We start from the raw sequence: 14,557 nt of genomic DNA, 5'->3' as shown, positions 1-14,557 counted from the left end.
ATTTTTATGCTGTATGTAATGATTAATTTATTGCATTAAAAACTTATAGCCACCGATATTTTTCAGGGCAATACCTGTACCACGAACAACCGCACGTAAAGGATCTTCTGCCACGTGTACAGGAAGTTTGGTTTTAGCTGCCACACGTTTGTCCAGTCCGCGCAATAGTGCACCACCACCGGTAAGATAAATACCAGTCTGATAAATATCAGCAGAAAGTTCCGGAGGAGTAATCTCTAATGCTTTCAGAATTGCTTCTTCAATTTTAGAGATAGACTTGTCAAGACAGTGTGCAATTTCAGTATAGGAAACCGTAATCTGTTTAGGTACACCTGTCATCAGATCTCTTCCCTGTACTGCGAAATCAGCTGGCGGATCTGATAGTTCCGGTAAAGCAGCACCAACTTCAATCTTGATTTTTTCTGCTGTACGGTCACCAATCATAATATTATGCTGACGACGGATATAATTGACGATATCCGAGTCGAAGTTATCTCCCGCAACGCGGATAGACTGATCGCAGACGATACCTGATAGTGCAATTACAGCAATTTCAGTAGTACCACCACCAATATCGATAATCATATTTCCCATTGGTTCTTCTACGTCAATACCTATACCTACCGCAGCAGCCATTGGCTCGTGTATTAAATAAACCTCTTTGGCGCCTGCAATTTCAGCTGAATCTCTTACCGCACGTTTCTCTACCTCAGTAATTCCTGAAGGAATACAGATTACCATTCTTAAAGAAGGAAACATCCAGCCTTTTCCACCATTCAGCATACGGATCATTCCTTTGATCATAGCTTCTGCGGCATTAAAGTCGGCGATAACACCATCCTTTAATGGTCTTACGGTACGGATGTTATCGTGGGTTTTACCCTCCATCTGCATCGCCTGACGGCCTATTGCGATAATTTTATTTGTTTGTCTGTCAAAAGCAACTATTGAAGGCTCATCAACAACCACTTTATCATTGTGTATTATCAGGGTGTTGGCGGTGCCTAAATCGATGGCAACCTCTTGTGTGAACCAGTTAAATAAACCCATTTATAGGTGATAAGTTATTATTAAAAAATCTGTATACTATTTAATGTAAAACTACGTCTTTTTATTTTATTCGCAGATAAAAAATTAGTGCTTAAAATGTCTGATACCAGTGGTTACCATTGCAATACCTTTTTCGTTTGCCATGTTAATGGAATCAGCATCTTTAATTGAACCACCCGGCTGCAAAACAGCTGTAATGCCTGCTCCGGCTGCAATTTCAACACAGTCAGGGAAAGGGAAAAAGGCGTCTGAGGCCATTACCGATCCGATTAAGCTAAAATTAAAAGCATCCGCTTTTACAATTGCCTGTTTCAAAGCATCAACTCTTGAAGTCTGCCCAACACCACTCGCCAGTAAAGTGTTGTTCTTTACAAACACAATTGTGTTCGATTTAGTATGTTTTACAATTTTATTTGCAAAGAAAAGATCTTTAAGCTCGTCGGCTGATGGTGATTTTTCAGTTACAGTAACCATTTGATCAGGTCCTTCAACGATTAAATCCTTGTCTTGCTCAATTACGCCATTCAATAAAGTCTTGAATTGTTTTTTACCTAATTCAACAGCATTACGCTGCAGAATTACTCTGTTCTTTTTTGCTCTGAACAGTTCCACTGCTTCAGGCTGATAAGAAGGGGCAATTAAAACCTCAAAGAATAATTTATTAATTTCTGTAGCTGTAGCCAGGTCAATTTCGCGGTTTGCGATCAGTACACCACCAAAAGCAGATACAGGATCACAGGCCAGCGCATCATCCCATGCTTGTCCGATTGTTTCTCTCGAAGCAATACCGCAGGCATTGGTGTGCTTTAAGATAGCGAAAGTAGGTTCAGTGAATTCATCAATCAGACTTACTGCCGCATCAACATCAACCAGGTTATTGTAAGAAAGTTCTTTTCCGTTTAATTTGGTGAACATTTCATCAAGATCACCGTAAAAAACACCTTGCTGATGCGGGTTTTCTCCGTAACGTAAAGTTTTAGCGGTATTAATGCTTTGTTTAAATAAAGTAAGCGGCTCTTCCGTATTGAAATAATTGAAGATCGCAGTATCGTAGTGAGAAGAAGTATGAAATGCTTTTTTAGCATAAGCTTTACGCTGTGCTAAAGTAGTTTCTCCGTTTTGTTCTTCTAATTGTTGTTGTAAGGTAGCGTAATCATCCTTTGAGGCCAGAATTACTACATCATTAAAGTTTTTTGCAGCAGCTCTGATCAGGGAAATACCGCCAATGTCAATTTTTTCAATGATTTCTGCTTCAGAACCACCAGCTTTAAGTGTTTCTTCAAAAGGATATAAATCAACGATAACCAGGTCGATTTCAGGAATTTCATATTCCGCAATCTGGGCCTTGTCTTCATTCAGGTTTCTGCGGTTTAAGATACCTCCAAAAACTTTTGGATGCAAAGTTTTAACCCTACCGCCTAAAATTGACGGGTAACCTGTCAGATCTTCAACAGCTGTAACAGGTAAATTCAAGTCTTTAATGAACTGTTCTGTTCCACCTGTAGAAAACAATTGAACACCTTGCTGTGCAAGCAAGCGAACAAGTGGTTCCAGGCCATCTTTGTAATATACTGAGATTAAAGCGTTTTTGATCTTTATTTGTTGACTCATTGGGTGTGATTTTTGAGCCGCAAAATTATGATTTTTAAGCGATAAATTTTAGAGAGAAATGATAAAAAACACCTTATTTTTTTATCTTTTTTAAAATACTCTCGACGATTCTTGGATAATGCTGGTGTTCAAGCTGTTGCCCCTTGAATTTTACCATTTCCAAATTGTCATCTTTATCAATTTTATATTTGGCCTGATAGATATATTCCCCTTCATCATAATTTTCATTTACATAATGAATAGTGATACCGCCTTCACTCTCACCTGCAGCCAGTACTGCTTTATGTACATGATCGCCATACATCCCCTTACCGCCAAATTTAGGTAATATAGCAGGATGAATATTGATAATACGGCCGGGATATTCCGCAATCAGATTTTGAGGGATAAGCCAGAGGAAACCTGCAAGAACAATCAGGTCTATGTCCAGGTTTTTTAACAGATCAATAATTGAGTCTGTCTGGTAGAATTCTTTTCTGTCAAAAATATGTGAAGGAATTTCAAAATTATCTGCACGCTGTAAAACGTATGCATCAGGATTATTGGTTAATACCAGCGCAATTTCTACTTCGGGACTGTGTTTAAACAGTTCCATGATTTTCTGGGCATTGGAACCCGAACCGGAGGCAAAGATTGCTATACGTTTTTTCATTAGTTACTTATTGTTATTTAATGGTATTCAAGCTGGCTTCGCCGGTTTTCATTAGTTACTTATTGTTATTTAATGGTATTCAAGCTGGCTTCGCCGGTTTTCATTAGTTACTTATTGTTATTTAATGGTATTCAAGCTGGCTTCGCCGGTCTTCATTAGTGTTTATTGTTTATATTGGTATTCAGGCTGGCTGTTTAGCTGAATCCATATCATTGGTTTTTTGTCAAAAATAGTATTTTGAGTATTGAATGAAAGGCTTTACTGATAATATATTCATTTTTTAACCTAAGTAGCTGATTATTTTGATTTAATTTTCAGTTTTTCATCAAATTGTGATATGAAGTCTCCGAAAAAATCGCATCTCTTTACGACAAGATCAAAATTAAGGGCTTCGAAGATTTCCGGACAGTGAGATTCTTCAAATCGTTTGCGTCCTTTGAAAGTAGCTCTCTTTAATTCTTCTTTAGGGTTTGAAATCATCATGGGGTTTTTATCTGCTTTGATTACAGTCCCATATTTTTTGTTAAATGTTTCGATATCTCCAAAAATCATTGCCTCCAGTTCCCATATATTTAAGAGAAAGATATTCTGATTTCCACACACCTGATCTAGAGAGGAGAACCAATCATTTTTAGCTTTTATCAAGTCTTTTTGAGTATGTAAACCGTCCAGATCACGAATGAACAGAATGAAATTGCATTTATGCTCGGACATTTCTAATCCAACAGCTCTTTTCGTTTTTACGCTATCCAGCTGGTGGCCTTTGATGCGTTTCAATAATGGTTGGAAATGTACATGGCCACTATATTTTTTATTCAGTAATATCTTCAAAGAAGATGTGTCATTCGGGTCTTCGCCTACAAGTCCTACTTTAATCATTCTTCCAGATCTGAGAGTAACCAGTAATCACTTAAATAACCTACTTCATTCATGTAGGTTATTGCTTTTTGTATCTGCTCAGGTGTGAGGTGGTTTAATTGTGTCCCTTTTTCACGATCGTAAACAGCAATAAGTATTTGATCCAGTTCATTTTGTCCCAGGTGGTCGAGAGCTTTTGGAGAGTGAGTGGATAATATGATTTGTTTATGTGACGACTGTTCTTTGATAAATTGCATTAACAAGTCAAACTGATGCGGATGAATACCGAGCTCAGGTTCTTCTATCAGGATTAACCCGCTGTCTTTTTCTGTAATTTCTGTAATTATAAAAAATAGCCTTTTTGTTCCATCGGATAATTGTGACCATGGTAACCAGTGCTCATTGATTAAGAATTCGAGTTTAAGATTCTCTACAAGGATAGTTTTCTCATCGTTATAGACGGCTATGTTTTTATTAAATCTTAGTCCCTTGATAGGGGAAAATTGAATAAGGTTGTTGATTGTATTCTCTGGGAAAGTTAGATTCTTTAAAAACCATTGTGGCTCTAATATCTGGAAAGTTGCCTCCCGATCAATATTGTCATTTTCTTTTGAGTAGTCGATTAATGATTTACGTATCTCAACGAATAAAAATTGACTTCTATAGAAAACGCTACTTAAAAAGGTACTTTGTATATTAAATTCCCAAAAAGAATTGTATATGGGAATCTGTAAAGAGGTTGCCGTGGAGATTCCTGCTAGTTTATCTGGCAGGTTGAACCTGACATAAAGTGAAGTGAAAATATCATAATTTGTTTTTGAAAAAAAAGTGTGTAAATATCGACCGATCGTAAGTTGTTTCCCATTTAGCTGAATGGAAGGTGTATTGGTTATGTCATCTTCACTGTCAAATATGAGGCTATTGTTGACCGTTAAACGCTGGCTGTACTGATCTTCTGGAATTAGAGATTCTTCTTCATGAAATGCCTGTTTGGCTATCTTATTTATATCAAAATCAAACGAATTACCTATTTTGTCATTTAGATTTAAAGTAGCTGATTTGAAAACCAGACCAGATCTGTTATAAAATGAGGTAATAGCACTATCCAGAAATTCGAAAAAATTGGATTTTCCAGCTCCATTTTTCCCGATAATAATATTCAATCCCGGATTCAGTTTTACCGTTAGATCTTCAATGGATTTAAACCCCTTAAAATGTAATTTGTTGAGAAATAAAGAGAACCGGTTTTTGTTTTCTGGCATTGATATTATAGTTTTTTACAAATTTAAAAGATTGCTTACCAAATTTACTAATTATAGAGAGCAATGCCCAAATTTAAATCTATTGTCCTACATCAGTTTTTCCAGCATTTTTAAAATCCATCCTTTTTTATCGTAAGGCGGATAGATCATTCCGGACAGGTTTGCTTTTGACTGAAAGACAACAGCTCTTTCGTGCGAAAATGTTTTGAAGCCAAAAATACCATGACAGCTGCCGGTTCCGCTTTCATTTACTCCTCCAAAAGGCAGATTGGGATTGGAAATATGAATAAGTACATCATTAACGCAGGCACCGCCAGAACTTGTGCTTTTTAGCAGATGTTTAATATTCGATTTGCTTTCACTGAAAATATACAGGGCCAGAGGTTTACTTTTTTCGTTAATTATTCTGACAGGGGTTTCCAGATTGGTATAGGGTATGACAGGCAGTACAGGACCAAATATCTCTTCCTGCATGATCCTGCTGTCGAAATCAACATTGCGGAGTACCGTTGGATAGATCGTATGTTCTAATATCACAGAGTCTCCTCCCCAGGCAATTTCGGCACCTTTTTTTACCGCATCCCTGATCAGGCCGGTTAAACGGTCAAAATGTCTCATGTTAATGATTTTTGCATAAGCTGATTCGTTGGCCTGCCCGTTTTTATGGAGGAACATATCCTCTGCGGCTGATTTATAGTGTGTTATGAATTCTTCTATTTTAGTTTCATGAACAAAAACATAATCAGGTGCAATGCAGGTCTGTCCGGCATTGACCAGTTTGCCCCAGGCTATTTTTTCTGCTGCATTTTTGATTCCTGCGGTTTCGTCTATAATCACCGGTGATTTGCCACCCAGTTCAAGAGTAACAGAAGTAAGATGTTCTGCTGCTGCTTTCATGACGATTTTCCCGACTACAGTGCTTCCGGTGAAAAAAATATGATCGAAAGGAAGAGTCAGCAGTGTTTTAGAAACAGAGTCGTCACCTTCAAAACAGGCGACTTCATTTTTATTAAAGACTTTTCTGATAATTTTTGCAATGACGGCACTGGTTGCGGCACTGAATTCTGAGGGTTTTAAAATCACGCAGTTACCCGCAGCAATAGCTGAGGTGAGTGGACTCATCAGGAGCTGGAACGGATAATTCCAGGGAGAAATAATCAGACAAACACCTTTTGGTTCATAGTAAATTCTGTTTCTGGCCAGCAGGCTTGCAATGCTTTTACCTGCATATTTGGGCTGCATCCAGTTTCTCAGATTTTTGATTGCAAAATCTATTTCACTGTAGGTGAAAATGAGTTCTGTAACGGCAGCTTCAAATTTGCTTTTTCTCAAATCCCTTTGTAAAGCGGCGTAAACTTCTTCTTCATGTTCTGCTATGGCGGATTTTAATAAGTGTAATTTATCAATCCGCTCCGTAGCCGTACTCAGTCTGAGTGTGTATTTGTTTTTTTGCTGAGCCTCAAAAACAGAATTGATGATTGATGTCATTGCTCTGGAGTTATTGTTAAGAGAACGTTAAGTTATATAATAATTCTGGCGGTTAAGCTGAATTTACGAAAAGGAAGACAATTCTGGATAAGGGGTAGATCAAAACTGAAAAAGAAAGGAATAACAATAGTATGAAATAAGACATTCGTTATACACTCATTATAATTGAAGCGGTGTTGATACGGTATTGAAACGGGGTTGAAGCGCCTCGACCCGTATCAACCCCGTATCAACCCCGTTTCAATACCGCTTCAACATTAGCCAGTCTATAACCCGTTTTCTATGCATATCTAGCCTGATTACCATACCGTACTTATTTCAATTACCTCAGATACGTTATTGACCGTGCTTGTAATAAATTTTAAAAGGCTATACCGGTTAATCTGAAAAATGATTAAATTGAATGTCTGTATTTATCCCTGCCACATGTCTGTAATCATATCTTTAAGGATTAGTTCTGTATTTAAAATGGCTCTGGAAAGTCGTTTTTCTTTATTGAATACCTCCAGAGAAAAGAATATATTTATCCTGATCACATTTGTGTTCAGTCTGGTTTTTGTGGATACATTCATTCCTTTTAATATCGACAAGTGGTATGATTTAAGCCAGCTGTCATTATTTGAAATTGTCTGTGCATTTTCAATCTTCGGAGCTTTAACCCTGGTTTTTACGCAATACGGATTAAGGAAATGGCTGCATCTGAACAAGCTGACCTGTTCTCAGTATGTGTTATGGGTGATTGGTGAAATGATGATTTTATCAACCGTTATGCTGGCAATTGACTGGCTGCTCAATAAACATCCGGACTTAACTGTCAATTATTATCTGATCACCTTTAAGTATACCTTGCTGATCGCTATTATTCCCTATGTAATTTCTCTGCTTGTGCTGTTTGCATTGCAAAAGCATCAGCTTGCCCGGCTCCTCTCCAAATTGAAAGATTCCGCGCCGCTTTCAGCTTATATGCCAATAGAAGATGAAAAGGGAAAGGTTGTTTTAACACTGCATCCGGATCACCTGTTACTCGTTAAATCAGAAGATAATTATGTGGATGTTTATTATTTGCTGGGTGGAAAAGTGAAAAAAGAACTGGTGCGGACTACACTGAAGAAGATTGAAGAACGATCTGATTATCCGGGGCTGATCAGAGTTCACCGTTCTTATGCTGTTAATGTAAAACATGTTTCATCCTCCAGGAAAACAGCCAAGGGTTATCTGCTGCAATTTGATGTTTTACCAGATCTGCAGATTCCGGTATCAGCTACTTATCAAAAACAATTTTCGGCTTTCCCATTCACCCCATAATAGGGGTATTTCGTCCCAAAATGGCTTGCAGGCGATAGGATTGAAGGTGAGGTGATCTATATTGCGATTACCAAATCTAATCCTAAATTGACTGAGCATGAAAAAAAACGTGTTATGCTTGCTGTTGTTCTCCACTTTTATTTTTGCTGATTTAAAAGCGCAGGTCATCAGAGGGAATCTTAAAAACGAGGTCACCGGGGAACCTGCCTATGCTGTATCTATTCATGTGAAAAATTCGACTGAAGGTACTTATTCCGACGATCGGGGAAGATTTCAGTTAACTGTGAAAAAGAAGCCTCCCATTACACTGCTTATTTCTTCTATAGGTTTTGAAGCAAAAGAAGTGCTGGTGCAGAATTTTAATGCTGTGCTTGAAATCACACTCAAACCCACCTCGATATTAGGGCAGGAAGTTGTGGTGTCTGCAAGCCGGGTTGTACAGAAAAAACTATCCTCTCCGGTTACCATTGAGCAAATCAACAGCAAGGAGATCTCAGGATCGCCACAGCTCAATTATATGGATATGATACAGGGGCTGAAAGGGGTGGATGTAACTGTGTCGGGTATTGGTTTTACGAGTATCTCTACCAGAGGCTTTAATACCAGCGGGAATACGAATTTCACACAAATTGTAGATGGAATGGATAATCAGGCTCCGGGACTCAATTTTCCGCTGGGTTCTGCGATCAGTTTAACACAGCTTGATGTAGATAATATTGAAATACTTTCGGGGGCTTCCTCTGCATTGTACGGCTCAAGAGGGTTAAATGGTACGATGGTCATGTCGGGTAAAAATCCGTTTAAATATCAGGGACTAAGTGCGCTGATAACGCAGGGAATTAACCATGTTGGCGGGGGGAACAGTAAAGATCCTGTAGGCGTGTCTCCTTATTATGACTGGACTATCCGCTATGCGAAAAAGGTCAGCGAAAAACTGGCTTTTAAGGTCAATGTTCAATATACACAGGCTAAAGACTGGGTAGCGACAGATTCTACCAATAAAAATGGAATCGGAACAAGGTTTACTGACCCCAATTATAATGGGGTAAATTATTATGGTGGAGCGACCTCTACAGATATTAACCCTTTTTTACAGGGGGCTTTAGCTGGAAATCCTGCGCTGGCGCCAATAATTGAACCCTTACTGGCTAAACCTAATTATATTTCCAGAACAGGTTATCCGGAATATGGCTATCTGGATAATAAAGCGAGAATGCTAAAGCTTAATGCTGAGCTCAGGTATAAGATTAATCCAAAACTGGAAGCTATTTTATCAGGTACTTATGGTACGGGGAATGTGGTTTATACCAATGATACCCGTTATCAGCTTAAAGATTTTAAAGTAGGGCAGTACAGACTGGAGTTGAAAAGTGACAGGTGGTTTGTCAGGGGATACACGACGCAGGAAAATTCCGGGCACACGATTATTGCCGGGCCAACCGCCCAGTATATCAATGAAGCCTGGAAGACAAGTTATGATGGTAATACGGGTGGCTGGTATCCGGAATATACCTCCGCACTGTTAGGTGCACTGGCGGGTGGGGCAGCATTAAATGATGCACACCTCGCTGCCAGAGCTTTTGCTGATCAGGGCCGGGTGGCACTCGGCAGCCCGGAATTTAATGCGCTAAAGGATAAGATTACCGGTACGCCTGTTTCTGAAGGCGGGACACTGTTTCTGGATCGCAGTAAACTGTATAATGCAGAGGGACAGTATAATTTTTCAGAGCTGGTAAAGTTTATGAGTGTGATTGCCGGAGTGAACTGGAGACTGTACAGTTTAGATAGTAAAAACACCCTTTTTCCGGATAAGGATAAACCTATTCATGTAAAAGAATATAGTGCATACCTCCAGCTGGCAAAGAAAGTAGCTCAGGACAGGCTGAATATCAGTACCTCTTTCAGATATGATAAAAACACTTTGTTTTCTTCTCCTAAGGTGACCTCGAGGGCATCTTTGGTTTATGAGGTTGCCAAAGAGAAATTTATCAGATTCTCTTACCAGAATGCATATAGTTTCCCTTCCAATATTCAGGCTTTACAGAATACACTGAATGGTTATAATAGCTATGCTTCGGGCGGATCTTCTTTTTTATTAAATGACACTTATCATTTTGATAAAAATCCTCCCTATACGCTGGAAAGTGTTTCTGCTTATCAGCAATCCGGCGACGCTACGGTCTTAAAGAAGTTTGCCTACAGTGATATTAAACCTCAGTCTGTAAATGCGTTTGAACTGGGGTATGCAGCATTGATCGGGAAGAGGGTATTGTTTGATGTATTAGGGTATTTCTCTACCTGGAAGAACTTTATCGGTTATGCGAATGTAGCGAATACGCCGGGTACGAATGATGTAACAGCTTTTAAAGATCATAGTACGTATGTGCAGTACAATATCGCTTTTAATGGTGGTCAGACAGTGAATACGTATGGTTATGCGGCGAGCGTAAGTGTTGACCTGTCACATAACTTTATGGCAAAGGTCAATTACTTCTCAGATCATCTGAAAAATAAGAATGATACTCAGGTTAATAATTTTAATACGCCAGGTTATCATATCAATATGGAGTTTGGGAATAATGGCTTTGGTAAAAAAGAGGTCTGGTCTTTCAGCACAGCGCTGCGTTATAAACCAGGTTATTTCTATGTAGTGACCGGAGGTCTGGCTGAAGGTCAGGTGCCCTCTTCAGCTGTAATTGATGCTCAGGTAAGTTATAAATTGATAAAAGCCCGTTCGGCGATAAAACTTGGAGCAACGAATATTACCAATAAATACTATTCTACAGGGGTTGCCAATCCGAATATCGGGGCAGTGTATTATATGACCTATGCTTATAACGTATTATAAAATGATAAACCAATAAATCTGCTGATATGAAACATCTATTTCCAATAAGTTTTCTCTTTTTACTGGTGGGGATTACGCTGCAATTCTCCTGTACCAGCCCGTCTGCTGTTCAGCAGGAGTATAAAATAAGTCTGAGTTTTAAACCTGGCGAAGAAGCGAAAATCGCCGAGGCTCTTTTGTCTGTAAAAGATAGTACCCGGATCTTCCTGAAAAAGGGATTATATAAGTTTGATAACTTAAGTATTGCCCAGGTCAGTCATGTCAGCATACAGGGAGAAGGGTATGGGCAAACTATTCTTGATTTTTCTCAGCAAAGTCAGGGAGGAGAAGGTATCAGAGTCACTAATGTAAAGCACTTTACCATTGACGGTATGACGATCAAAGATTCTAAGGGAGATCTGCTGAAAATCAACAAGAGCCGTGATGTGGTCATTACCAATCTCCATGCGATATGGAGTAAAGCTGATTCTACAAGCGGAGGTTATGCGATATATCCGGTAATGTGTAAAAATGTATTAATTGAGAACTGCTATACGGAAGGATCTTCGGATGCCGGGATTTATGTAGGACAAACGGACAGTGCTATTGTCAGAAAGTGTAAGGCAGCTAAAAATGTAGCTGGGTGTGAAATTGAAAATACGTCTCATGCACAGGTTTATGACAATGAATTTTATAACAATACTGCGGGTTTCCTGGTATTTGATTTGCCGGATCTTTCCAAAAGAGGCGGACACGTCAAAGCCTATAATAACTATATACATGATAATAATTTCAGAAACTTTGCTAAGTCAGGAAGTTTTGGAACTACATGGGGAGTGGGAAATGCTTCTCCGGGTTCGGGAATTATCATCCTTGCTGCTTCTGATATTGAGATTTATAATAACCGTATTATTAATAATAACTCTTCGGCTATTATGATAGCTTCAGGATTTGCTATTGATACTAAGGCGGGAGAAAAGATAAATGCTAATTACTATCCGGTTCCTAAAAACATAAATATTCATGATAATACAATTGCAATGGGAGCCGCTTTTCCAGAACCTGCTTATGAACATCGTATTGGAAAAACATTGATTGCTATAGAACAGCAATTGAACAGGCTTGATCCGGGCAGGAAGAACAAACGGATACCACTGATCATGTATGATGGAATTTCGAGTAATATCCTGACAAAAGGGGTTGCTTTGAATCCGGATTCGATTTGTATCAGGCAGGCAGGAGATAATGTGTTCGTCAACGCTGATTTTCTGAATATAGCTAATCCACAGCATTGGAAGCCTGACACAAACAGGAAGCCGTTTAGCTGCGATCTGCCGGTGGAAGGACATTAAGTATGGAATTGTTCTTCAGGAGAAACGGATTTTAATGATAAGCGGAATTTTTAATCAAATGATAACAATGCGTAAAACTTATATTTTTAGCAGTTTGCTCCTTTTGGTGATTTTATTTTCCCTGTTCGGGGAGCAGGGCTGTAAGAACAAACCGGCTCAAAATACTGATCCATCCGGCAGGATCGGATTTCAATTTAAAGAAAAGCTATCTGAATACGGTTTTTTTAAAGGTAAACTAAATGCGCTCAACCCCCGGGATGGTGTGCTGAGCTATGAGCTTAGTACACCATTATTTACCGATTATGCAGTTAAAAAGCGGTTTATAGTGTTACCGAAGGGAAAGGCAATTAAGTACACCGTTAAAGGTGTGCTGGATTTTCCGGACTCTACAATTATCATTAAGAATTTTGCTTATGTCAATACAGTGCATCAGCAGGTTATGATTGAAACGCGGTTACTGGTCAGAGATCCTGCAGATAAAAGCTGGAAAGTGATGAATTATCTGTGGAATAAGGAACAGACGGATGCAGTTAAGCATATCACTGGTGCGAAAGTCCCGGTAACTTTATTAGATAATGATAACAATAAGTTATTTACCAATTATCAGGTGCCTAATACGAATGATTGTAAAAGGTGTCATATTAAAGATGATGTGCTGATTCCAATTGGTCCTAAAGCAAGAAACCTGAATTTTACTGTTCCTGGTGCGAAAGAAAACCAATTGCTGGCATGGGCCGGAAAAGGAGTCTTGACGGGTTTACCTGCAATCGCTGCGGTAGCGCAATTACCAAACTGGGCGGATGCCCGGCATTTTACTGTCACACAGCGGGCAAGAGCTTATCTGGATGTCAATTGTGCGCATTGTCATACCAAAGGCGGGGATGCTTATAATACAGGCTTGTTCCTGGAATACGAGCAGAATAACCCTGATCATCTGGGTATAAAGAAGGCACCTGTTTCTGCTGGCGGTGGTGCGGGAGGGCTTGATTATGATCTGATACCCGGTGATGCGGGGCATTCTATTCTACTTTACAGGATGAACAGTACTGAGCCGGGGACTGCGATGCCGGAGCTTGCCCGTACGGTTGTGCATAAACAAGGGGTGAAGCTGATTCGGGAGTGGATACACAGCATGGCGAAAAAACCTTAAACAAATGCTTCTTGCTTTTTGTTTTGTCCTGAATGACATAATGGTATTTACTTAAGCGATTGATCAACCACCTAATATGTTTTCTCTGCAATATCCAGACTTTGTTCCTATTCCTTTTTTAAGGGGAGGTGATTCGCGAATGGATAAATAGTTTGGCGAAAGAATCTTAATTTATTTTGTGTTAATATTTGGACGTATTTTGAGGTGAAATCAATATGTTTATGGTTTTCTTGCTGGCAATTTATCCCATATTTTGGGGCTTCGACTAGTATGGAGCAGTGCGAAAACCACTACTGTTTCATCTTCAGTTAAGTAGTGAACCATGAAAGGGAATTTCTTAATCACCATACATCTTACATTGTTATAACGCACAGTATAGATCTCAAAAGTATTATTTAACTTATTGATCTGCTTTATAACTTGTTTTTGAAAACGTGTTCCTAAACCGTATGATTGGTATTTATACCAGTCTGTTGCCTTTTGAATATATTTAACGCCTCAGGAAAGACCTTGATTTTGTAAGATGGCATTTATGATTTGAGATTTTTTGATGCAACATCCCAGTCCAGTAAAATTTCGGGATTGGCCTTGTACTCGGAAATCCGTTCATTTACTATATTCTGGTGCTCTATTGGAATCGTTATATCTTCAGCCCAGATTACCTCATTGAGTTCCAGTTTTTCAGCAGGTGATAGTTGTTTCACCGCATCTATTAGTTGTCTAAATGATAATTCTACAGCGATCATAGTATTTTTCTTTAAGCCGATAACAAAATTACCTAATTTTTTCTAGAAAGTGTTTAAAAGAAAAATTCTGTGAACTCTAAGATTACAGTGTATTAGGGATGACAAGTTTGTGATGATGAAATATGTGCTCAAAAGCTAAATGATATTTTTGGAGGCTCTTTTGATTATCATCAAATATCTGAAACTTAAATCTTCTAGTCCACTGTGCATCAGATTACCCGATAATCAAGATTATTTAAAATATTTGTAATAACGT

At 38.8% G+C, this 14,557-nt stretch carries 11 protein-coding genes; 4 read left to right on the top strand and 7 right to left on the bottom strand.

What is annotated here, in order from left to right; genetic code table 11:
* Positions 1–27 precede the first annotated feature (27 nt).
* The 6 genes from PL_RS11670 to PL_RS11645 form a co-directional block, all read right to left on the bottom strand.
* On the bottom strand, positions 28–1,050 hold the full coding sequence (locus PL_RS11670) for a rod shape-determining protein (RefSeq protein WP_037440490.1): 1,023 nt from the start codon (positions 1,048–1,050) through the stop codon (positions 28–30).
* An 84-nt stretch (positions 1,051–1,134) separates the two neighbouring features.
* On the bottom strand, positions 1,135–2,661 hold the full coding sequence (gene purH / locus PL_RS11665; protein WP_041883051.1) for a bifunctional phosphoribosylaminoimidazolecarboxamide formyltransferase/IMP cyclohydrolase: 1,527 nt from the start codon (positions 2,659–2,661) through the stop codon (positions 1,135–1,137).
* Positions 2,662–2,734: 73 nt separating this feature from the next.
* On the bottom strand, positions 2,735–3,313 hold the full coding sequence (purN, locus tag PL_RS11660) for a phosphoribosylglycinamide formyltransferase (RefSeq protein WP_041883050.1): 579 nt from the start codon (positions 3,311–3,313) through the stop codon (positions 2,735–2,737).
* A 297-nt stretch (positions 3,314–3,610) separates the two neighbouring features.
* Entirely contained in the window at positions 3,611–4,192 is a 582-nt protein-coding gene (locus tag PL_RS11655) for a DUF4276 family protein (protein ID WP_348621751.1), read from the bottom strand.
* A complete protein-coding gene (locus tag PL_RS11650; protein WP_041878282.1) occupies positions 4,189–5,433 on the bottom strand; it encodes an AAA family ATPase in 1,245 nt (414 codons plus the stop codon). Before PL_RS11650 ends, PL_RS11655 begins: the two co-directional genes overlap by 4 nt.
* Before the next feature lie 87 nt (positions 5,434–5,520).
* On the bottom strand, positions 5,521–6,921 hold the full coding sequence (locus PL_RS11645) for an aldehyde dehydrogenase family protein (RefSeq protein WP_041878280.1): 1,401 nt from the start codon (positions 6,919–6,921) through the stop codon (positions 5,521–5,523).
* Between the two features lie 426 nt (positions 6,922–7,347).
* Here PL_RS11645 and PL_RS11640 point away from each other — a divergent pair, with 426 nt between their 5' ends.
* The 4 genes from PL_RS11640 (at position 7,348) to PL_RS11625 (ending at position 13,555) form a co-directional block, all read left to right on the top strand.
* Positions 7,348–8,226, top strand: a complete 879-nt coding sequence (locus PL_RS11640; RefSeq protein ID WP_041878279.1) for a LytTR family DNA-binding domain-containing protein — start codon at positions 7,348–7,350, stop codon at positions 8,224–8,226.
* Positions 8,227–8,323: 97 nt separating this feature from the next.
* Positions 8,324–11,074 (top strand): TonB-dependent receptor, encoded by a 2,751-nt coding sequence (locus PL_RS11635; RefSeq protein ID WP_348621748.1) that lies wholly within the window; start codon positions 8,324–8,326, stop codon positions 11,072–11,074.
* A 26-nt stretch (positions 11,075–11,100) separates the two neighbouring features.
* The gene (locus PL_RS11630) at positions 11,101–12,405 is read left to right on the top strand and encodes a parallel beta-helix domain-containing protein (RefSeq protein WP_052496044.1); all 1,305 of its coding nucleotides are present in this window, start codon (positions 11,101–11,103) and stop codon (positions 12,403–12,405) included.
* Positions 12,406–12,472: 67 nt separating this feature from the next.
* Complete coding sequence (locus tag PL_RS11625) at positions 12,473–13,555, top strand: SO2930 family diheme c-type cytochrome (protein ID WP_041878293.1); 1,083 nt, start codon at positions 12,473–12,475, stop codon at positions 13,553–13,555.
* A 530-nt stretch (positions 13,556–14,085) separates the two neighbouring features.
* Here the strand turns inward: PL_RS11625 and PL_RS11620 are convergent.
* The gene (locus PL_RS11620) at positions 14,086–14,301 is read right to left on the bottom strand and encodes an addiction module protein (RefSeq protein ID WP_041878277.1); all 216 of its coding nucleotides are present in this window, start codon (positions 14,299–14,301) and stop codon (positions 14,086–14,088) included.
* Positions 14,302–14,557: the final 256 nt, after the last annotated feature.

The sequence above is a fragment of the Pedobacter lusitanus genome (assembly GCF_040026395.1).
GTDB lineage: Bacteria > Bacteroidota > Bacteroidia > Sphingobacteriales > Sphingobacteriaceae > Pedobacter > Pedobacter lusitanus.
The sequence above is the reverse complement of the archived record's forward strand: the minus strand, read 5'-3'. Positions and strand labels throughout refer to the sequence as shown.